The 20,939-nt window shown below is 68.5% G+C and carries 20 protein-coding genes; 12 read left to right on the forward strand and 8 right to left on the reverse strand.

The features are described 5' to 3' along the window. Positions 1–82 precede the first annotated feature (82 nt). The 10 genes from NS3_RS10220 (at position 83) to NS3_RS10265 (ending at position 11,076) form a co-directional block, all read left to right on the forward strand. A complete protein-coding gene (locus NS3_RS10220) occupies positions 83–1,603 on the forward strand; it encodes an SDR family oxidoreductase (protein ID WP_067857293.1) in 1,521 nt (506 codons plus the stop codon). 91 nt (positions 1,604–1,694) lie between these two features. Then, positions 1,695–3,056: a cryptochrome/photolyase family protein gene (locus NS3_RS10225; protein ID WP_067857296.1), complete on the forward strand. Its 1,362-nt coding sequence runs from the start codon at positions 1,695–1,697 to the stop codon at positions 3,054–3,056. A gap of 147 nt (positions 3,057–3,203) precedes the next feature. Continuing rightward, positions 3,204–4,391, forward strand: a complete 1,188-nt coding sequence (locus NS3_RS10230; RefSeq protein ID WP_067857298.1) for a CaiB/BaiF CoA transferase family protein — start codon at positions 3,204–3,206, stop codon at positions 4,389–4,391. Continuing rightward, on the forward strand, positions 4,388–5,194 hold the full coding sequence (locus NS3_RS10235) for a cyclase family protein (RefSeq protein WP_067857301.1): 807 nt from the start codon (positions 4,388–4,390) through the stop codon (positions 5,192–5,194). Before NS3_RS10230 ends, NS3_RS10235 begins: the two co-directional genes overlap by 4 nt. Then, positions 5,191–6,645, forward strand: coding sequence for an MmgE/PrpD family protein (locus NS3_RS10240; protein ID WP_067857304.1), 1,455 nt, complete (start codon positions 5,191–5,193; stop codon positions 6,643–6,645). Before NS3_RS10235 ends, NS3_RS10240 begins: the two co-directional genes overlap by 4 nt. Positions 6,646–6,927: 282 nt before the next feature. Then, complete coding sequence (locus NS3_RS28405) at positions 6,928–7,242, forward strand: helix-turn-helix domain-containing protein (RefSeq protein WP_218018214.1); 315 nt, start codon at positions 6,928–6,930, stop codon at positions 7,240–7,242. Positions 7,243–7,275: 33 nt separating this feature from the next. Continuing rightward, positions 7,276–8,094: an alpha/beta fold hydrolase gene (locus NS3_RS10250; protein WP_067857307.1), complete on the forward strand. Its 819-nt coding sequence runs from the start codon at positions 7,276–7,278 to the stop codon at positions 8,092–8,094. A 4-nt stretch (positions 8,095–8,098) separates the two neighbouring features. Next, positions 8,099–8,887: a MerR family transcriptional regulator gene (locus NS3_RS10255; protein WP_067857312.1), complete on the forward strand. Its 789-nt coding sequence runs from the start codon at positions 8,099–8,101 to the stop codon at positions 8,885–8,887. A gap of 74 nt (positions 8,888–8,961) precedes the next feature. After that, positions 8,962–9,756, forward strand: a complete 795-nt coding sequence (locus NS3_RS10260) for a CPBP family intramembrane glutamic endopeptidase (protein WP_067857315.1) — start codon at positions 8,962–8,964, stop codon at positions 9,754–9,756. Positions 9,757–9,861: 105 nt separating this feature from the next. Continuing rightward, positions 9,862–11,076 carry a CaiB/BaiF CoA transferase family protein gene (locus tag NS3_RS10265; RefSeq protein ID WP_067857318.1) on the forward strand — a complete coding sequence of 405 codons (1,215 nt, stop codon included), beginning with the start codon at positions 9,862–9,864 and terminating at the stop codon, positions 11,074–11,076. Positions 11,077–11,099: 23 nt separating this feature from the next. On the opposite strand, the gene NS3_RS10270 is transcribed toward NS3_RS10265, so the two are convergent. Together NS3_RS10270 and NS3_RS10275 are read right to left on the reverse strand one after the other, a co-directional pair. Then, on the reverse strand, positions 11,100–11,885 hold the full coding sequence (locus NS3_RS10270; RefSeq protein WP_067857321.1) for an IclR family transcriptional regulator: 786 nt from the start codon (positions 11,883–11,885) through the stop codon (positions 11,100–11,102). Positions 11,886–11,899: 14 nt separating this feature from the next. Further along, complete coding sequence (locus tag NS3_RS10275; RefSeq protein WP_067857323.1) at positions 11,900–12,715, reverse strand: HpcH/HpaI aldolase/citrate lyase family protein; 816 nt, start codon at positions 12,713–12,715, stop codon at positions 11,900–11,902. 188 nt (positions 12,716–12,903) lie between these two features. Here NS3_RS10275 and NS3_RS10280 point away from each other — a divergent pair, with 188 nt between their 5' ends. After that, a complete protein-coding gene (locus tag NS3_RS10280) occupies positions 12,904–14,094 on the forward strand; it encodes an NAD(P)/FAD-dependent oxidoreductase (protein ID WP_067857324.1) in 1,191 nt (396 codons plus the stop codon). A 10-nt stretch (positions 14,095–14,104) separates the two neighbouring features. Continuing rightward, positions 14,105–15,046: a sigma-70 family RNA polymerase sigma factor gene (locus NS3_RS10285; RefSeq protein ID WP_067857326.1), complete on the forward strand. Its 942-nt coding sequence runs from the start codon at positions 14,105–14,107 to the stop codon at positions 15,044–15,046. A 451-nt stretch (positions 15,047–15,497) separates the two neighbouring features. Here the strand turns inward: NS3_RS10285 and NS3_RS10290 are convergent, their stop codons facing one another. The 6 genes from NS3_RS10290 to NS3_RS10315 form a co-directional block, all read right to left on the reverse strand. Next, complete coding sequence (locus NS3_RS10290; protein ID WP_067857328.1) at positions 15,498–16,262, reverse strand: group II truncated hemoglobin; 765 nt, start codon at positions 16,260–16,262, stop codon at positions 15,498–15,500. 162 nt (positions 16,263–16,424) lie between these two features. Beyond that, the gene (locus NS3_RS10295; protein ID WP_067857614.1) at positions 16,425–17,075 is read right to left on the reverse strand and encodes a nitroreductase family protein; all 651 of its coding nucleotides are present in this window, start codon (positions 17,073–17,075) and stop codon (positions 16,425–16,427) included. A gap of 68 nt (positions 17,076–17,143) precedes the next feature. After that, a complete protein-coding gene (locus tag NS3_RS10300) occupies positions 17,144–17,647 on the reverse strand; it encodes a thioesterase family protein (RefSeq protein WP_067857330.1) in 504 nt (167 codons plus the stop codon). Between the two features lie 80 nt (positions 17,648–17,727). Then, positions 17,728–18,897: a zinc-dependent alcohol dehydrogenase gene (locus tag NS3_RS10305; RefSeq protein ID WP_067857333.1), complete on the reverse strand. Its 1,170-nt coding sequence runs from the start codon at positions 18,895–18,897 to the stop codon at positions 17,728–17,730. A 14-nt stretch (positions 18,898–18,911) separates the two neighbouring features. After that, on the reverse strand, positions 18,912–19,415 hold the full coding sequence (locus NS3_RS10310) for a hypothetical protein (protein WP_067857336.1): 504 nt from the start codon (positions 19,413–19,415) through the stop codon (positions 18,912–18,914). A 163-nt stretch (positions 19,416–19,578) separates the two neighbouring features. Next, positions 19,579–20,676, reverse strand: a complete 1,098-nt coding sequence (locus NS3_RS10315) for a YihY/virulence factor BrkB family protein (protein ID WP_218018215.1) — start codon at positions 20,674–20,676, stop codon at positions 19,579–19,581. Positions 20,677–20,939 lie beyond the last annotated feature (263 nt).

Raw genomic sequence — 20,939 nt, forward strand, 5'->3', positions numbered from 1 at the left:
TATCCGGGGTGTGGAGCCGTCGCCTGCAGGTGCGACCCAGCTCTCGGCAAGCGCCCAGCACACAGGAGAACGGGGATCGGATATGCGGTGTGTAGTTTTCGGAGCCACCGGCTACATCGGCGGCCGATTGGTGCCGGAGTTGGTGGCGGCCGGTCACCAGGTCCGCGTGGTGGCCCGGACGCCGGACAAGCTGGCCGAGGTCCCGTGGCTCGACAAGGTCGAGGTGGTGCGCGGCGATGTCACCTCCGAAGAGGACATGCGTGCGGCCGTCGCGGATCAAGAGGTCGTCTACTACCTCGTCCACTCGCTGACCGAACGCGACTTCACCGGGATCGACCAGCGTGCCGCGCATATCGTCGCCGCGGCGGCCCGGTCGGCCGGTGTTCGGCGCATCATCTACCTGGGTGGAATCGTCCCGAGGCAGACCCCGTTGTCGCGGCATCTGGCTTCCCGCGCCGAGGTCGGTGAGATCTTCCGGGAGTCGGGAGTGCCCACGGCGGAACTGCGCGCGGCGGTCATCATCGGCTCCGGTTCGGCCAGCTTCGAGATGCTGCGCTACCTGTCCGAGCGGCTGCCCGCCATGATCACCCCACGCTGGGTGCACAACCGGATCCAGCCCATCGCCGTGCGCGACGTCATCTACTACCTGGTGCGCTCGGCCGAACTGCCCGACGACGTCAACCGCGCGTTCGACATCGGCGGGCCCGACATCCTGACCTACCTGTCGATGATGCGGAAGTTCGCGACCGTGGCCGGGCTGCCGCGGCGCATGGTGCTGCCGGTCCCGGTACTCACCCCGTGGCTGTCCGCCCAGTGGGTCAATGTGGTGACTCCGGTGCCGCGCGCGCTGGCGATTCCGCTCATCGAATCGCTGGTGCACGAGGTGGTGTGCGGCGAACACGACATCAACACCTACATCCCCGAGCCCGAAGGCGGGCCGACCACCTTCGAAACGGCCGTCGAACTCGCGCTGGCCCGGGTCCGCAATGCGCAGGTGCCTACCCGGTGGTCGGACGCGGGCATCGGCGGCGCGCCCTCGGATCCGCTTCCCAGTGATCCCGAATGGTCCGGCGGGTCGCTCTACGAGGACATCCGCGAGAAGCGCACCTCCGCGAGCCCGGTCACCCTGTGGGCGGTCATCGAATCGATCGGCGGCGAGAACGGGTGGTATTCGTTCCCGCTGGCATGGTCGCTGCGCGGCTGGATCGATCGCCTCACCGGAGGGGTCGGTCTGCGGCGGGGCCGCAAGCATCCCCACACCCTGCACACCGGCGAAGCCCTCGACTGGTGGCGCGTCGAGTACATCGACCGTCCGCGCTTGCTGCGGCTGCGAGCCGAGATGCGGGTGCCCGGGCTGGCGTGGCTGGAACTCGGCGTCGAGCCGGAACCCGACGGCGGAGCGCGGTATCGGCAGCGTGCGATCTTCCAGCCGCACGGTCTGGTCGGTCACCTCTACTGGAAGGCCATCGCGCCGTTCCACGGGATCGTTTTCGGCGGCATGGTCCGAAACATCATCGGCACCGCCGAATCGGGAACACCGGTCGACTTGCCGCCCGCGGACGACCGGCTCGTCACGACGCCGGAAGGGTCCGGTGGCCGCTGAACCCTGCCGATCGGCTCGGCTGCGGGCATTCACGCGGCGAACAGGGAATGCTGGGCCCCAGGGACGACCGTGGACGGAAGGCTGGTGGCACATGACGGTGGCGATGGCACTGTTCACCCGCGACCTGCGGGTGCGCGACAACCCGGCGCTGTCGGCTGCCGCGCGAGAGACCGAGGTGCTTCCCGTCTTCGTCGTGGACGAGGCCATCTGCTCGACCGACTATCTGACGCCGAACAAGGCGGCGTTCCTGGCCGGGGCGCTGGCCGACCTGGACGAGGGGTTGCGGCGCGCGGGCGGCCGGCTGGTCCTGCGCCGTGGTGACACCGTGCGGGAGGTGTGCCGGCTGGTCGAGCGGTATTCGGTCGCGGAGGTCCATATCGCCGAGGATGTCAGCGGCTACAGCCGTCGCCGCGAGGATCGACTGCGCGATGAACTGAGCAAGCGGGATTGTCGCCTGCGGGTGCACGCGGGCAGTGTCACGGTCGTCGCGCCCGGCCGGGTCGTGCCCGGCGGTGGCAAGGACCATTTCGCCGTCTTCACCCCGTACCACCGCCGCTGGTCGCAGATCCCGGTGCGCGCTCCTCTCGCCGCGCCGAAACACCTCCGGCTCCCGCGCGGGGTCGGGCTCGAGCCGATTCCCGCGGCATCGGACCTCACGACCGGCACCACGGCGCCCGACGTGGCGACCGGCGGCGAATCGGCCGGGCGGCAAGCGGCCGAAACATGGTTCGGCGACGGCATCGACGCCTACGCCGACCGCAACGACGACCTCGCGGCCGACGCGACCTCCCGGCTCTCGCCGTACCTGCACTTCGGCTGTGTCTCCGCCACCGAACTGGTGCACCGATCCGATCTGTCGACCCCTGGCGGCGCCGCGTTCGTCCGCCAGCTGGCCTGGCGCGACTTCCACCACCAGATGCTGGCTGTCCGCCCCCGGATCACTCACCGCGACTATCGCCCCCGCCACGATCGCTGGACCGACGACAACGCGCTGCTGACCGCATGGCGCGAGGGCCGCACCGGCTACCCGATCGTCGACGCCGGCATGCGCCAGCTCGCCGCGCAGGGCTGGATGCACAACCGGGCCAGGCTGATCACCGCGAGCTTCCTGACCAAGACCCTGTATGTGGACTGGCGCCTGGGCGCGAAGCACTTCCTGGACCATCTGGTCGACGGCGACATCGCCAACAATCAACTGAACTGGCAGTGGGTGGCGGGCACCGGGGCCGACACCAGACCCAACCGGGTGCTCAACCCGCTCCGCCAGGCCGAGCGCTACGACCCGGACGGTGCCTACGTCCGTCGATGGGTCCCCGAACTCGCTCATCTCCTCGGCCGCGATATCCACACTCCATGGCAGCTGGATTCGCAGGCCGCGCAGGGGTATCCGGCTCGGATCGTCGACCACGAGCAGGCCGCGCGAGAGTTCCGCGCGGCCAGGGAGAACCGATGAACGGCAGCGGGTCTCAAGTTTCGCTCTCCGAAACATAGTCGGCGGATATGACTTCCTTGCAGTACTATTCGCTGGTAGTCGATGCCGCTTGTGAACCCTGTCGTTTCGCTGAATGAAACGATCCGCGCGGCAGGGAGGAGTCGCGACATGGGCGGACCGCTGTCCGGGATCCGGGTGCTCGACGTGGCCACATTGTTCGCCGGGCCGCTGGCGGCGACCCTTCTGGGAGATTTCGGCGCCGAGGTCGTCAAGATCGAGCATCCACGGGGTGACCCGGTGCGCAGCCATGGCGCCCAGCGCGCGGGCGTCGGGCTGTGGTGGAAGATGCTCGGGCGCAACAAGAGGTCGGTCACGCTGTATCTGGGCTCCGAGCAGGGGCAGGAGATCTTCCGGCGGATGGTCGCCGAGGCCGATGTGGTGATCGAGAACTTCCGGCCCGGCACGCTGGAACGCTGGGGCCTCGGCTACGAGGAACTCGGCGCGATCAACCCGGGACTCGTCCTGGCCCGGGTCACCGGCTTCGGCCAGATCGGCCCCTACGCGCACCGCCCCGGATTCGGCACCCTCGCCGAGGCGATGAGCGGTTTCGCCGCCGTGACCGGCGAGCCGGACGGCCCGCCCACCCTGCCGCCGTTCGGCCTGGCCGACGGGATCGCCGCCCTGACAACAGCTTTCGCCGTCATGACGGCCCTGCGCGCCAGGGATGCCTCCGGGCGAGGACAGCAGATCGACATGGCGATCATCGAGCCCATCCTCACCCTGCTCGGCCCGCAGATCATCGCCTACGATCAGCTCGGCGAGCTACAGACCAGGATGGGCAACCGTTCGGTCAACAACGCTCCGCGCAATACCTACCGCACCGCCGACGGCGGCTGGGTCGCGGTGTCGACCAGCGCGCAGTCGGTGGCCGAGCGTGTCATGCGACTGGTCGGACGCCCCGACCTGATCGAGGAACCGTGGTTCGCCTCCGGCGCCGAACGGGCCGCCCACGCCGACGAACTCGACGAGGTGGTCGGCGCCTGGATCGCGCAGCGCGCGACCGCCGAAGTGGTGCGGGCCTTCGACAAGGCCGAAGCCGCCATCGCGCCCATCTACACGGCGGCCGACATCATGGTCGACCCGCAGTTTCGAGCACTCGGCACCATCGCCGAGGTGCCCGACGACGAATTGGGGCTCATCCGCATGCAGAACCTCGTCTTCCGGCTGTCGGAGACGCCGGGTGCGATCCGCTGGGCCGGTCCGCCGCTGGGCGCACACACCGCCGAAGTCCTCGGCGATTACGGCGTCGACGCCGAGCGACTGCGCCGGCTACGCGCCGAGGGAATCGTCCGATGAGCGATCCGCTGGTGGAGCTGGTGCGCGGCGGTGTCAGGATGATCGAACTCGGTCAGCCGCTGTTCACCGGCATGCCGTGCTCGCCCAACCATCCCGGTTTCCGCATGACCCTGGCTCGCAGGCACGGAGACACGATCCGGCCCGACGGGGGGTCGGCGGCGGCGGAGATCATCGTCACGGGTGGGCATGTCGGCACACACATCGACGCGCTGTCGCATGTCAGCCAGGACGGGATGCTGCACGGCGGGGTGGATGCCGCCGAGGCGCAGCGCGGTGGGCGGTTCAGTATGCATGGGGCCGAACATCTGCCCGGCTTCCTGTGCCGGGGGGTGCTGCTCGATGTCGCGGCCGTGCACGAGACCGACACGCTCCCAGGGGGTTACGAAGTCACCGTCGCGGATCTCGAGGCGGCCGCGAGCGGACTGGCGATCGGCCCCGGTGACGTGGCGCTGGTCCGCACCGGTTGGGCCCGCACATTCGACGATGCCGCTGCCTACCTCGGCAAGGAATCGGGAGTTCCCGGACTCGGCGTGGCCGCGGCGCGATGGCTCGCCGCCCGAGGCATCGCCGCCACCGGGTCGGACACCACCGCCTACGAATGCCTGGCCCCTGGCGCGGGACACAGTGTGCTGCCGGTGCATCGGGTGCTGCTGGTCGAGTCGGGGATCTTCATCCTCGAGCATCTCGCGCTCGAGGAACTGGCCGCGCAGAACCTGCGGGAGTTCGTCTTCGTGCTCGCTCCCCTGCGCATCGTCGGCGGCACCGGATCTCCGGTGCGCCCGCTCGCGGCGGTGACCCGGTGACGGCGCCGACGGTGGCGCGGCAGCTCGCGGAGTTCGCCGCCACCGCACGTGAGACCGGCGTCGGCGAGTTCCGGGACGACGCCGCTCGCCGGGTGCTCGACGTGCTCGGCAACAGTCTCGCGGCGCTCCGCACGCCCGCGGCCGCCTCGGTACGCGCGGTCGTCGAGGAATGGTCCGGCAAGCCGGAGTCCACTGCTCTCGGCTCGGGTCGGCGCCACCCGGCGGCCGCCGCCGCGCTGTTGAACGGGACTCTCGCGCACGCCATGGATTTCGACGACACCCAGCTGCCCTCGGTACTGCACCCCTCCGCCTCGGTCGTGCCCGCCGCGCTCGCGGTCGCGGAGGCGGCCGGGGCATCGGGTGCGGCCCTGCTGGACGCGGTGGCGGTCGGCATCGAGATCACCGTGCGGCTCGGCATGGCCGGATACAGTGCGGAGCTGGGCAATTCGGTGTTCTTCGAACGCGGTCAGCACGCCACTGCGATCTGCGGAACGGTCGGAGCCGCCGTCGCGGCGGCCATGCTGACCGGGCTGGAGGCCGACGGGATCGCGCACGCGGTGGGCATCGCCTCGAGCATGGGTTCGGGTCTGCTGGAAGCCAATCGGACCGGCGGCACCGTGAAGCGGGTGCACTGCGGCTGGGCGGCGCACTCGGCGGTCACCGCGGGGTCGCTGGCCGAGCACGGTCTCACCGGCCCGCCGACGGTGATCGAGGGCCGGTTCGGCCTGCTCCAGGCGTTCTGCGGGGAGTACGGCGATCCCGCCGTGGTGACCGCGGGCCTCGGCGAGCACTGGGAATTGCCCGGTGTGTTCTTCAAGCCCTATCCCTGCAACCATTTCACCCACGCGGGCATCGACGCGGCACTGCGCCTGCGCGCCGACGGTGTCACCGCCGACCTGATCGACACGCTGGTGCTGGGCGCGCCGACGCCGGTCCTGCGCACCATCGGTGAGCCGACGGAATCCAAGCGGCGACCGGAGTCCGGGTATCACGCCGCCTTCTCCGGCCCCTACACGGTCGCCGCGGCGCTGCTCGGCGGCGGCGGGCTCGGTCTGTTCCACGAGGACTTCACCGATGCCGCGGCCGCCGACCCGCGGCGGCTGGCACTCGCGGCGAAGGTCGAGTGCGTGCCGGATGCGCACTGCGACAGCATCTTTCCGTATCAGTTTCCGGCGGTGCTGACCGCACACCTACGGGACGGCCGAACGCTCGTCGAGCGAGTGGACGTGAACCGAGGTGGTCCGGGTAACCCGCTGTCGGCGGAGGAGTTGACGGCCAAGTTCCGGCTCAACACCGCCGAGGTCTTCGACGCCGAACGGGCTGGGAAAGTAGCCGACCTCGTCCTCGCTCTCCCCGGTCACGCGGACCTGAGCGGGCTGTTCGAACTCCTGCCGAGCACGGACGAAGGTCGGCGTGGCGCTCGACCGGTCATCCCGGATTCCGCCCGGTGAGACCGATGATGCGATCGAGCAGTGGCGTATCGGCGGCCACCGGCACCTCCGGTCCGTAACTCCCCACCTGCCGTCCCGTGCACCACCATCTCGGTGGCGACCATCCCGCCGATGAGGGCGGCCGGAAGATCCCACCCAGCCTGGTGGTGCCGTGCCATGCCTCCGGTCTGCTCCACGCCGAGGTCGTCCGCCGCAGTTGGGCCGTGAGATCACCTGCCCAGTCGCCCTCGTGCTGCGCGACCATCTGCCGAGGCCGGACCGAAAATCGGCCTGGCCTGCGAGGTGCTCGCCGAGCAGTACGGGACGACGCCCCGGCAGTTGCAGCGGCTCTTCGCCGAGTACATCGGAGTCGGGCCGAACTGGACGATCCGGCGGTTCGGCCTCGAGGAGCCCACCGACCGGATGGCGAGCGGGGTGAGGGTCGACTGGCCCGCACTGGCGGCCGAGCTCGGGTACGCCGACCAGGCGCACTCGGTCCGGGATTTCGCCCGATTGTTCGGCGAGTCCCCGACCCGGTACGCCGAACGCTACCGAACTCGGCGCCTGCGGAACCTGGGCGGAAGTGGTGCACCCGCCGCGCGGTCCTCGTGCACTTGACCTTGACCTGAGGTCAAGGTGCACGCTCATCGTATGACTGCCTCTTCGTCCTCACGCAACTCGAAGCACTCGGCCTGGACCGGCATGGTGCCGGTCGACGACACCGCACTGGCCGTAGCAGACACCGGCGGCCCCGGCCTTCCCGTGGTCTATCTGAACGGCTCTTTCGCCGGCCGGAGGCACTGGCGGAATGTCATCGCCGACCTCGGCCCCGGCTATCGGCACATCACCTACGACGAGCGAGCCCGCGGCAAATCGAAGCGGTCGGCGGACTACTCCTTTCAGGCGTGTCTTCGCGATCTCGATGCCGTACTCGCGGCCAGGGGCGTGGCGCGTCCGTTGTTGGTGGGCTGGTCCTACGGTGCGCTGTTGGGGGTGTGCTGGGCCGACCGCAACCCCGGCCGGGCGCTCGGCGTGGTCGGGGTCGACGGCCCGTATCCGGTCGGCTGGACCGACGAGGCCGACCTCGAGCGGGTTCGTAAGCTGTTCAGGCGGTTGCGGTTTGTGCTGCCACTGGCGGCCCCACTGGGTCTCACCGCGCGGATGTCCGCTGCCCGGCACGCTGAGGTGGCCATCGAGGCCCACGCACTCCATGCCGCCCTCGGTCCGGTCCTCGAGGAGCTGACCGTCCCGGTCCGGTACGTGGTCGCCTCGGGTGATCACATGGGCGACGCGGGCGGTGAGATGGATCGGGCTCGCGCGACCCTCGCCCCGCTGCTGGCTCGCAACCCGAACCTGACGATGAGCGCGAAGGTCGCGAGCAACCACGAAAAGGTCTTGGCCGAGGACTCTCCCGCCGTCGCCCAGGCCGTTCGAGAGCTGGCCGCCGCCGTCGGTCGCGAGGTCGGCTGAGCAGATGACGAACGGAGTCACGATCGGGCAGGCGGCGGCGTTCGCCGGCGTCACCATCAAGACCGTGCGGCATTACCACAAGCTCGGTCTGGTCGAGGAACCGGAACGTGACATCTCCGGTTACCGGAGGTACGGGTCGGTGGAGTTGCTGCGGTTGGTCCAGGTCAGGACCCTGGCCGCCGCCGGGGTGCCACTGGCCGAGATCGGGCCGATACTCCAGGCCGACACCACACCGTTCGCCTCCGCCCTCGCCGATGTCGAACGGCACCTCACCGAACGGATCGAGGAGCTGATCGCGCGGCGTGACACGCTGCGACGGCTCGCCGATGGCGACCGGGCGTTGCTGGGCGACCGCGCCGTGGCGCTGCTCGAGCGGATGCGCGGCCTCGGTCTCCCCGCAGACGACGTGGCAACTGCCCGAGAGGGCTGGGTGCTGGCCAAGGCTCTGGTCCCCGAGGGCTTCGACGACTACCTCACCCACGTCGAGCACGCACTCGACGACCCCCGATTCGTCGCGTTGAACAAGCGCGTCGCAGAAGCCGCGGCGTGGGAACCGGACGACCCCCGCATCGCCGAACTCGCCACCGCCTTGGCCGACCACTACATCGCCAACCCCACACTGCTGAAGATCGTGACCAGCTTCCAAGCCTCCACCGAGGCCGCGACCCGGTACACACTGATCCGCCGATACGGCGTAGATCAAGCACCGGCGTTGGCGCGGCTGGCCCAACTCGGCGAGGCCGAACTCCGCAGTGCCGGGATCGATCTCCCGGACCAGAGCCTGACCGACTGAATTCTGTGCCCTCGGCTGATGGCATTCCCCTTTCCTGCCAACGCACCCATCCACGAACGATCAGAGGAAAATCCATGCTCGCCTCCGAAGACACGCGACTGAACAAAACAGTCGATCGACTGTTGGGCGACCGCCACTGCCTGCCGCTGTCGGTCGCGTTGCATCTCGTCCCCGGCGCTCTGATCGTCGTCGTCTATCTGCTCATCGCCGAGCCATTCGTCGAAGCCGTCGGTTATCCAGCCTTCCTCGGCTGGGCGATCGCCTTGTTCCTGGTGCTGATTCCGGTCCTGGCGGGGCTGCTGTGGCTGGGGCTCGAACGCAACGGCCACCTCTCGTTGCGCGGCGTGCTGCACTACATCGACCAGCCGCTCCCACGCGGGAAGCTCATGGTGATGGTCATCGCGCTCATCGTGTGGATGATGGTGCTCGGGTTCGCGCTGGCACCGGTGAACAACATCGTCAAAGACTTCTTCACCTGGCTCCCCTACGCGAATACCGGCGACAGCGGCAACAACACCTACCTCGACCTCGACGGATATCCACACTCGGTCGTGCTCACCACAATGGTGATCTGTCTGCCACTGACCGGAGTCTCCTTGCCGCTCATCGAGGAGCTGTATTTCCGCGGTTTCCTGCTTCCCCGCATCGCCCACCTGGGCGGATGGGCGCCGGTGGTCAGCACGGTCTTGTTTTCGCTGTACCACTTCTGGTCACCTTGGGCTTTCCTGTCGCGGCTGATCTTCACCTTCCCGGGGTTCTGGTCGGTCTGGCGGTACAAGGACATCCGGCTGTCGATCGGGATGCACGTGGGCGTCACTTCTGCCCTGGCGACAGTCGGCACCATCGCAGTCGCGCTGAACCTCGTGTGAAGCCCAGCCGAGAAGTCAGTAGACCGGCCGCATTCCGCCTTGCCGCACTGTTTCTCTCAGGGATACAGTGTATCCGTTCTGCTCGCCCTCGACGGATGGAGTGCCATGCCCGCCGACCAGACCACCTCGAACGGCCCGTTGGTCGGCTTGCGAGTCATCGAAATGGGCCAGCTGCTCGCCGGTCCGTTCTGCGGGCAACTGCTGGGCGACTTCGGCGCCGAGGTGATAAAGCTCGAATCACCGGGAGTGGGAGATCCCATGCGCCAGTGGGGCCGCGAGTCGTCCGACGGCAAGTCGCTGTGGTGGCCGGTGGTCGCCCGCAACAAGAAATCGGTGACCTGCAATCTGCGTGACGCGCAAGGTCAGCACCTGGCGCGCGAGCTCATCGCGACCGCCGACATCGTGATCGAGAACTTCCGCCCCGGCACCATGGAACGCTGGGGACTGGACTACGACACCCTGCGCGCCGACCATCCCGACCTGATCATGGTCCGCGTCAGCGGCTACGGCCAGACCGGCCCCTACGCCTCCCGCGCGGGCTACGGCTCGATCGGCGAGGCCATGGGCGGCATCCGTTACACCACTGGCGATCCCGACCGCCCCCCGGCGCGCACCGGAATCTCCCTCGGCGACTCGCTGGCAGCGGTATTCGCCACGATCGGCACTCTCGCCGCGCTGCACCACCGGAATCGGACCGGACAGGGCCAGGTCGTCGACTCGGCGATCTACGAAGCGGTGCTGGCCATGATGGAATCGCTGCTCCCGGAGTGGGCCGTCACCGGCTACCGGCGTGAGCGCACCGGCTCGGTCCTGCCGAATGTGGTGCCCAGCAATATCTATCCGGCCGGAGACGGCGACCTGGTCCTCATCGCCGCTAACCAGGACACCGTCTTCGCCAGGCTCGCCGCGCTCATGGGCAGGCCGGAACTCGCCACCGACGAGCGATACTCCAGCCACACCGCGCGCGGCGCCAGGATGAGCGAACTGGACGATCTCATCGCCGACTGGACGATCGAATTCGACGCCGACGACCTGCTGGCCCGTCTGCACGAAGGCGGCGTGCCCGCCGGGCGTATCTACACCCCCCGCGACATGTTCGCCGACCCGCACTTCGCCGCGCGAGATGCCATCGCGCGCATCGCGCACCCGGAATTCGGTGAACTGCCGATGCAGAACGTCGTGCCGAAGCTGAGCGCCACGCCCGGAGCCATCCGGCACGCCGGACCCACCCTCGGACAGCACAATGACGAGGTCTATCGCGAGATCCTCGGCCTCGGCGAGGATCGGATCGCCGCGCTGAGCGAGGCGGGCGTGCTCTGAAAGCTGTCCGGCGGGCGCGGGGTTCAGCCGCTGTAGCCCAGCTGCGCGGACACCGCGGTGGCCGCCTTCCGCAGCAGCGGCACGCAATCGCGCATCCGCGGTTCGAATCGTGACGACGGCCCCGAGACGCTGATGGCCCCCACGACCCCACCGTCGTGATCGAGCACCGGCGCCGCGATCGACGCCGCGCCGACCTGCCGCTCCCCCGACGAGATCGCGTATCCACGCTCCCGGATCGTCGCCAGCTCGGCGCGCAGGGCGCTCGGCGAGGTGATGGTGGCGTCGGTGAAAGCCGTCAGTTCCTGGCCCTCGAGGTAGTCGTCGATCTCCTCGGGGCGCAGCAACGCCAGGATCGCCTTGGAAGAACTGCCCGCGTGCAGCGGATACGGCACGCCGAGAGTCACTTCCATGCGCAGTTCCTGATCCGGGACGACCTGATCGACGTACATCCGGGTGTTGCCGCGCCGGATGGACAGCGTCGCCGTCTCACCGGTGGTGCTCGCCAGTCGCCGTAGTTCGGGTGCGGCCATGACCCGCAGATCGGTGCGCGCGAGATAGGCCCGGCCCAGGGCGATGGCCGCGTGCCCGAGCGTGTACCGGCGCGTCGTCGGCTCGACGCTGATCAGCTCGCGATTGCGCAGCGCCGTCAGGATCCGGTGCACCGCGGCTTTGGTCAGGCCCAGTTCGTTGGCGATCTCGGTGACGCCGAGATCGGGCCGACCGGAACGGCCGAACAGCAGCAATACGTCCATCGCGCGCTCGACAGCGGCGATGGAACGGCTCGAATTCTCCACCTCGGCGTCCGCCACGCCCTGAGCTTAGGTCATCGACCGAGCAGCCTGCGGGCCTGACGGATCACCGCCCGGTCGACCATTCTGCCCACCTCGTCGAGGATGACGCCGCCCTGGGCGGCCTCGAACCGCGCGACCAACGCCCGCGCGCGGTCGAGCTCTTCCTCTGCGGGAGTGAATATTTCGTTGACCACCGGCACCTGGGCGGGATGGATGCATGCCCGCCCCCGGAAACCCAGCCGCCACAGCCTCAGGGTGGATGCGCGCAGCCCCTCGAGATCGCGGAAGTCCGTGCGCACCGGCCCCAAGGGAGCGGCGATGTTCGCGGCGGCACTGGCCAGCACCACCTGACCGCGGATCGCTGCCAGCTCCTGCTCATCCGGCCCCGGCGTGATCCCCACTTCGGCGCACAGATCCGCCTCACCGATCTGGAGCCGCAAAACCCTGGGGGCGCGGGCGATCTCGTGGGCGGCGTAGACGGCCATCGCGGTTTCCAGGAGCGGGCACACGCGGATGGACCCCGCGGTGTTCTCGTGCCGTGCGAGAATCTCGTCGACCGCCCGGATCTGTCGCACCGACTCGGTTTTCGCCAAGCACACCGCGGCGATCGCGGGCGAGGCCACCGCCGCAAGGTCGGCATGGCCCATCTCCCCCGGATTCACCCGCACCCAGAGCCGGCCCGGCGTGGTGACGGTGCGCGACCACCGCGCCACCTCTCGCCGCGCGGACTCCTTGTCCGCCGGCGGCACCGCGTCCTCGAGGTCGACGAGCACCACATCCGCCGGTCCGGCCAGCGCCTTGTCGAACAGTTCCGGGCGGTTTCCCGGAACATACAGCGCCGACCGCATCGGGCCTACCTCCTTCCACAGGCGAACCCAGATATAGAAACGCTGTTTCTTTCAGCGAAACACTACGGGGAGGCCGTGGACCCCGTCCAGGGCAATCGCACAGGACCGTGATCCACGGCACTGCGCGGGGCTGTCAGGAACTCGATGGCTGTCTCGTTCAAGGAGCACGCGAACAGACAGGAGCCACCATGCTGCACCGCATCGTCGTCCTCGGGGCCGGATACGCCGGAGCCTTCTGCGCCGGATACCTGGCCCGTCAACTCCACTCCGACGATTTCGAGATCACCGTCGTCGATGCCGAACCCGATTTCGTGGAGCGCCTGCGCCTGCATCAGCTCGCCGCGGGCCAGGACCTCCCGCACCGACCGCTGAGGGAGGTGTTCGCGGGCACCGGCATCCGGCTACGACTGGCGCGGGTGACCGCCATCGACCCCGGCCATCGGACGGTCACTGTCGCCGACGGCGAGGGCGAGGACCAGATCGCGTACGACACCCTGCTGTACACGCTGGGCAGCACTGCCGCCCGCCACGGCGTCGCGGGCGTCGACGAACATGCCTTCCACGTGGCGGCGCGGCCGGCCGCGCTGCGCCTGCGCGCACGCCTGGACGAGCTGGACGAGGGCGGCCTGGTGTGGGTGGTGGGCGGCAACCTGACCGCGATCGAGGCCGCCACCGAGATCGCCGAATCCCGTCCAGGCCTTCGGGTCGGGCTCGCCACCAGCGGCGAACTGGGTGGCTGGCTGGGCCCGAAGGCGCGCCGTCACCTGCTGCGCGCCGTCGATCGGTTCGGCATCACCGTCCACGAACACACCACGATCGAGCGCGTCGAACGGGCGGCGGCGATCGCCGCCGACGGCACCGCGCTCGTCTCCGACGCGACCGTGTGGGCCGCCGGCTTCGCCGTCCCCCCGATTGCCGCCGCGGGCGGCCTCGAGGTGATGGCCGACGGCCGGATCACGGTCGACCGTCAGATGCGGTCGGTCTCGCACCCGGATGTATACGTCGCCGGTGACAGCGCCTTCGTCATCGGCGACAACGGGCGGCCGTTGCCGATGTCATGTGCTTCCGCGGGATACACCGGCCTGCAGGCGACGGCCGCGATCATCGGGGACCGGACCGGGCGCACGATCAAGGCACACGCGCTGAGCTATGTCGGCAACCACATCAGTCTCGGACGCAAGGACGGGATCTTCCAGCTGGTCGACAGCGACGCCCGCGCCAAGCCCGGGGCTCTGTGCGGCCGGTCGGCGGCCCGGGTCAAGTCGGCGATCGTGGCGACCAGCGGGTGGGCGATCAGCCACCCGACCTTCGGAAAGCCCAGTCACAAGTATCGCGCGGCCACCGGCCGGGAACGCTCGACCGCACTCGTCGCCGGATAGAGTCGCGCTCATGGACACTGCCGCCGTGGCGTGTTTCGAGGCCAGCCGCCATCGGCTGGCCTCGCTGGCCTACCGCCTGCTCGGCTCGGCCGCCGATGCCGAGGACACGGTGCAGGACGCGTTCCTGCGGTGGCAGGCCGCCGACCGGGAGTACATCGAGGTGCCCGAGGCGTGGCTGACCAAGATCGTCACCCATCTGTCGCTGGACCGGCTCCGCTCGGCGAAGGCACGGCGCGAACGGGCGGTCGGCGCCTGGATGCCCGAACCACTGCTCGACGGCGACCCGATGCTGGGCCCGGCCGACACCGTCGAGCAGCGTGAATCGGTGACCCTGGCGGTGCTGACGCTCATGGAGCGACTGTCACCGATGGAACGGGCCGTCTACGTGCTGCGCGAAGCCTTTGCCTACAGCCACGGCGAGATAGCGGAGATTCTCGGCATCACCGAGTCCGGGAGTCAGCAACACCTCCACCGGGCTCGGCGTCGAATCGCCGCCGCTCGCAACGACACCGTCATCGATCATGTCTCCGCGCGAGGCATCGTCGCCGCGTTCGTCGAGGCGGCCGCCTCGGGCCGGACCGAACGGCTGGTCGCGCTGTTGACCGACGACGCGACCGGCATCTCCGACGGCGCGGGGTTCGGGCGCACCGGGAAGTTGATCCGGTTCCCGACCCCGGAGCGGATCGCCCGCGCGATGCGGGCCGGGTTCAAGCCGACACCGGCCAAGCGGAGACTCGCCGGTGGCTCGCCCTCGATTCACGCCGCCAAGGTGAACGGCTGCCCGGCCGTGCTCGTCTCGCTCGACGAACGGGTTGCGGGAGTGGTGATCCTGGAGATCCGGGGCGACAAGATCGCAGGCGTGCGCGGTATCGCCGCCCCGAGCCGACTCGGCCGCCTCACCGCGGAATGGATGCGGCAGGAGCACGATGCCCCGCTGATCGGCTCGTGGTGATATGCCGACGCCGGTAACGAAAGGGTGACGCCGAACCCGAGCGCTGCTGCCGAATGGAATCGAATACTGATAAAACGCAGTTCTTGCCCGAGCTAGAATTTCGGCAGGTCGGGGTACAAAGAATTCGATTATGGAAAGGAGATGAGCGCGATGTCCTTCGGCATCGACTTTGACCTCGGCTTGAACCTGTTCAGGAATTGGCTGATGGTAATGTTCGGAATCGACCTCGGCGTCGGAAGCAGCTGACGCCCTGAATACCGCCCTTTCTGGGCACACCGGGAATCCGCGTCACCTCGTGTCGCGGATTCTCTTCGTCGGTGTAGCGCCGACCTCCGACCTGGATATAGGTCATGTCACCGGAGCGGCCTACCACCGGTACGCCGCCCACTCCCCGGTCCGGGAGCGCGACGTCCTGCTCGTCGGTCCGTCGACCGGCGTGCCCCGGGTTCGCTCAGGCGGGGGTGTACGGCGGGGCGACGCCCCAGCCCCAACGTGGAGTCGGGAGCTGCGACGGCGGCGCGGCGTCCGGCTGCGAGTTGGCCAGCGCGATGCGGGTACCCCACTCGATGTAGCCGAGGAACGCGGCGCGGAACTCCGGGTCGCCGGGCAGGCCGACCTCGTCGGCGGAGTCCGACAGCAGCGATACCCAACGACGACGCTGGGGTTCGGTGATGGCTTTGCCGAGATGGTGGGCCAGCATGTGGTTGTAGCCGCCACGCTCGGCGGTGTAGCGCGCGGGGCCGCCGAACACCTCGGCCAGCCACATGGCCACATAGCGGGGATGGCCCGGGTCCATCCCCGCGAACATCGGCCCGAGCAGGTCGTCGGCCAGCACGTGCGCGTAGAAGGCCTCGGTCAGCCGCTCCAACGCCTCGGTGCCGCCCAGCCATTCGTACATGCTGGGCACCGAGGAACCCGTTCCCCGGACGGCGGTGCGTTCGTAGTGCCGCATCTCCTCGATCTGGCGCACATACGGCTTGATCTCGGCGAAGAACGCCGCGAAGTGCTCTCCGCCGCGGAACCCCTTCAGGTGATCCTCGGCCGAAGTCCAGGTGATCCGCAGTACGTACCACTCGGGCTCGTCGACGCAGCGTGACAACTCGTAGTCGACGCATTGCGGGGCTACCGCGAGCGACCGAGCGGCCCGCCCATAGGCGGTCTCGAACTCGGTCGCGTCCTGCTCCGGAATCCGGTAGCGGATGTATTCGATTGTCATGTGTAATACGGTAATCACCTTCCGGCGTAACGGATTCCGCCCTCGGTGAAACCGGAGGCGCCGACATCCCTGTGCGGAAGACATTTCGGACAGTCGGGGCACGATCGCATCGTCGACCCGGCGCTCCCCGACCTCGCCCCGGCGACCGGACAGAGGTCCGTTCTACCAGCTGTCGATATGCACGATGGAATCCAGGTTCTTTCTGGGCGCGGGCTTGAAGTCGGTGCCCTTGGTGTAGGCGACCGGCAGCATCGCGCCCTGCGACACCTTCTCGTACGGGATGCCGAGAACGTCGGCGGCTTCCCGCTCATAGCTCAGATGCAATGTGGTCCAGGCGGTTCCGAGCCCACGCGAGCGGGCGGCCAGGCAGAAGCTCCACACCGCGGGGAACAGCGAGCCCCAGTACGAGGCGCTGTGGGCGCTCGTGGCATTGTCGGCGCGGTTGGACAGGCAGGGGATCAGCAGGACCGGCACCTCCCCCATCTTCTCGGCGAGGTATTCGGCCGAACTGGCGACCCGTTGCCCCACCGCGTCGGCCTCGGGGTCGCCGGTGGAACGCTTGCCGAGGTACTGCGGCGCCGCCGCGTACGCCTGGAATCCCCGCCGGTACAGCTCCCCGAGCTGCCTGCGCTTGTCGGCATCGGTGACCACCACCCAGTGCCAGCCCTGGCTGTTCGACCCGCTGGGCGCCTGCACCGCCAGCTCGAGGCATTCCCGGACGACCTCGACCGGAACCGGCCGCTCCAGGTCGAGGCGTTTGCGCACGGTGCGGGTGGTCGACAGGAGTTCGTCGGTGGAGAGATCCACTTCGATCGGCATGTGGTGTCCTTTCGCCTTGTCGGCCCCGAACGTACCGAACCGCAGGCCCGGATGACGCAGGCTCAGCGACGGATGCCCATCACTCCGCAGACGGGCGCCTCCCAGCTCAACTTCCCCGACGCCGCGATCAGTTCGTCGAGCCCGAGCGCCAGGTCGTCCGGCATCGGCGCGGACCGCCGGGAGTCGAGATCGACATGCACCAAGAGGATTTCGAGTGTGTTCGACAGCCGCGCCCGCCCGCGATCGACCAGGAAGGTCATCATGTGCACGGCCTTCTCACCGCGGTCCACGATGCGCGCGTGCACCGACAGCGAGTCACCCTCGCGCAGTTCGCTGTGGTAGGCGATGTGGTGCTCGGTGGTGAACAAGCCGACCCGGCGCTCGCTGCGATAGTTGTCGTCCACGCCGAGCGCGCGCAGCAGGATATCGGCGGCGCGGATGTTGTTCGACAGGTAGTGGACGACGTTCATGTGACCGTTGTCGTCGATCTCACGATCGGTCACCTCCGTGGTCAGCAGGGCGGGAAGCTCACGGATCTGTTCGACAGTCGGTACCTGGATCGCCATGCGCCCATCCTGAAGCATTCCCGCGATCGCCTCGCGACCAGGTCACCCCTCGGCGCACCGGCGGCGCTCCTGGGCAGCGGCTAAGGACGGAACACCGCGCGGACGCAACCCTCGCTCTTGTTCTTGAACAGGTCGTACCCCCGCACGCCCTGTTCGAGCGGCAGATCGTGGCTGATCAGATACGAAGGATCGAGGTCACCCTGCTGGATGTAGTCGAACATTCTCGGCACGTAACGCTGACCGTGTTGCTGGGCACTCCTGATGGTGAGGCCCTTGTTGGTGACCACACCCATCGGGAACTTGTCGGTCACGCCGTAGACGCCGAGCACCGCGACGACGCCGCCCTTGCGGCAGGCGAGGACGGCCTCGCGCAACGGGGTGGCCCGGTCGGTCTCCATACGCAGGAGTTGCTTGGCGCGGTCGTAGACATGCCGCAGGCCGGTGCCGTGGCCCTCCATGCCGACGGCATCGATGCAGGCATCGGGGCCGCGGCCGCCGGTCATCTCTCGCAACGCTTCCTGAACGCTGTCCACGGCGGTGTAGTCGATGGTCTGCGCGTTGAAATGCTTGCGCGCCAATGCCAGTCGCTCCGGGATGTGGTCGATCACGATCACCCGTCCGGCGCCGAGCAGGCGTGCGGAGTGGCCCGCCATGAGCCCGACGCCGCCGCTGCCCCACACCGCGACCGTGTCGCCTGGCTCGATGTCGCAGAAGTCCGCGCCCATCAGGCCGGTCGGGACCGCATCGGAACAGAACAGCGCCTGTTCGTCGGTGACGCCCTCGGGAATCCGGAAGCAGTTGACGTCGCCGAAGGGCACCCGGACGTACTGGGCGTGCGAGCCCTGATAGCCGCCGAAGGGATGGGTGTAGCCGTAGATGCCGCCGGTCGGATAGCCGAAGAGCGGTTGTTGCAGTTCGGCGTTGGGGTTGGTGGTGTCGCACAGCGAGTACATGTCGTGGGTGCAGTAGAAGCAGGTGCCGCAGCCGATGAAGGAGGGCACCGTCACCCTTTGGCCGACCTTGCGCTGCCGCACCTCCGGTCCGGCGTGGACGATCTCCCCCATGAACTCGTGACCGAAGACGTCGCCTTCCCGCATACCCGGCAGGTATCCGTCGATGAAGTGCAGATCCGAGCCGCACGTGGCCGTCAAATTCACCTTCACGATGACGTCGTGGGGATTGAGCAGTTTCGGATCGTCGACTGTCTCCACGGCCAGGTCGTCGACGCCGTTCCAGCACAATGCGCGCATTGATATTCTCCTGTTCAGCGCGCGCCGGAACGCGCGCTCGGGTTGTACTCGAGGGTCGGAAATTCGCCACTCTGCAACAGTGCGCGCATTCGGTACAGCAGCTTGAACGCCATCGCGCCGGTGAGTAGACCCGGCAGCGGAGACCGCATCCGTACGTTCACCTCGGTGCCGAGGTCCTTCGGCGCCTGCGCGAATTCGACGCGCAATTCGGCCTCGGCCCCCGCCAGGTCGCCGGAGAAACGCAGGCCGTTCGGTTCGGTGGTCAAGGTTGTCTGCCACGTGGTCCGCGGTCCGTCGTCGTGACCGAAGATCCAGTCGATGCTGTCGGCGGTCGGTCGGATCTCGCCGGTATCGCCGAGAACGCGGGAGAGCCGCACCGGATCGCGCCAGCAGTCCTCCACCTGGTCGCGTGGGACGGCGATCGTGACCGATCGGGTGCTGGTCCGCTCGCCGCCCGCGCCGATGACCTTGCCCATCACGTCGTTCACCCGATGCTTGACCTCGTCGATGGTGTGCACACCGAACCCCTTCGCCGGGCGCCGACCGTTCGGCTGCGGACTCCGATCTGGTCGGCGCGTCTGGTGCTCCGGGTCCCCGGTCCTGGAGCCGACCGGAGCACATCGCGTACCTACCCGGCGATATCCCGGCCAAACGCCGCCGTCCGGCTGTGTCGCCGCGAGTTCAGTCGCGTCGAAGCGATCGCGCGGTCCGGACCGCTTCCCTGTCCGATTCGTCGAGCTTGCGCATGTCGCGCGGTTCGGCGAAGGGCTCGACGTCTTCGGGCAGTCCCCCGGCAATGGCTTTGGCGTGGTCGAGTTCGGCGTTGATCTCGGCGCCGAGCAGCAGCGCGATATTGGTCAGCCAGAGCCACACCAGGAAGATCACGATTCCGGCGAGCGAGCCGTAGGTCTGGTCGTAGGAGGAGAAGTTGGCGATGTAGACCGTGAAGAGCGCCGAGATGATCACCCAGATGAGCACTGCGATGACGCCGCCCGGGCTGATCCATTTCACGCCGCCCTGCCGGGCGTTCGGGCCGGCCCAGAACAGGATGGCCAGCAGTACCGACACCAGGACGAACAGCACCGGCCATTTGGCGATGCTCCAGATCATCAGAGTGGTGTCTCCGACGCCGAGGAAGTCGCCGATCTGCTGGGCGACCGGTCCGCTCGCCACCACGATCACCGCGCTGACGACCAGCAGGATCACCGCGACGAAAGTGACGCCGAGCCGGATGGGCGCGGTCTTCCAGATCGGCCTGCCCTCCCCGATGCCGTAGACGACATTCGACGCGCGCATGAACGCCGCCACATAGCCCGAGGCCGACCACAAGGCGACGGCGAGGCCGATGATCGCGCCGAGGCCCGCGCTGCGTTGGTTCTCCTGCGCCTGGGTGATGAGTGTGTGCACGACATCGGCGCTCGAACCCGGCGCCAGTTGCTCGGCCTGATTCGCCAGCTCGTCGGCGGCGCTGGGGCCGAGCAACCCGAGCAGCGCGAACAGAACGATGAGGCCCGGCACGATCGCCAGCACGGCGTAGTAGGTGAGCGCGGCGGCCAGGTCGGTGAGATTGTCGTGCTGGAATTGCTTTGCCGCGCGTTTGACCACCGCGATCAGTGAGGGTTTCGACAGATCGGTTGGGCTGTCGGGTTCGGCCGGGTCGAGGTCGGGCCGGGCGCCGGTCGCGGTCGGCAAGGCCGTCGTCTCGCCGTCGTCCCGCTTGTCCACCGATCCGACGACCCTGCCGCCGTGCGGTTCCGGGTCGTTGCGATCTGTCGCCACTTCGATTCGCCTCGCTCGCAATGCCTACTCGTGGTCATCTGCGGAAGCAGTGCTCTCGCGCAGTGATCGAGTGGTGCCCGGAGCGGGGATTCCCAAACACCCGGATCGAGGTCCGCGCCGGATGAGGTGGGCGACTCGCCCGCTCGCACCCGGCCGATCGCGGCCTCGGCGTCGGCGGCGGTGCGCTGCCCATCTTCCGCGGAGCGGCGCAACATCGCGGCGATGAAGCCGGAGTCGACGCGCGGTGCCGCTGCTCACCTCTC

The organism is Nocardia shimofusensis NBRC 100134 (assembly GCF_001613125.1).
Classification (GTDB): Bacteria; Actinomycetota; Actinomycetes; order Mycobacteriales; family Mycobacteriaceae; genus Nocardia; species Nocardia shimofusensis.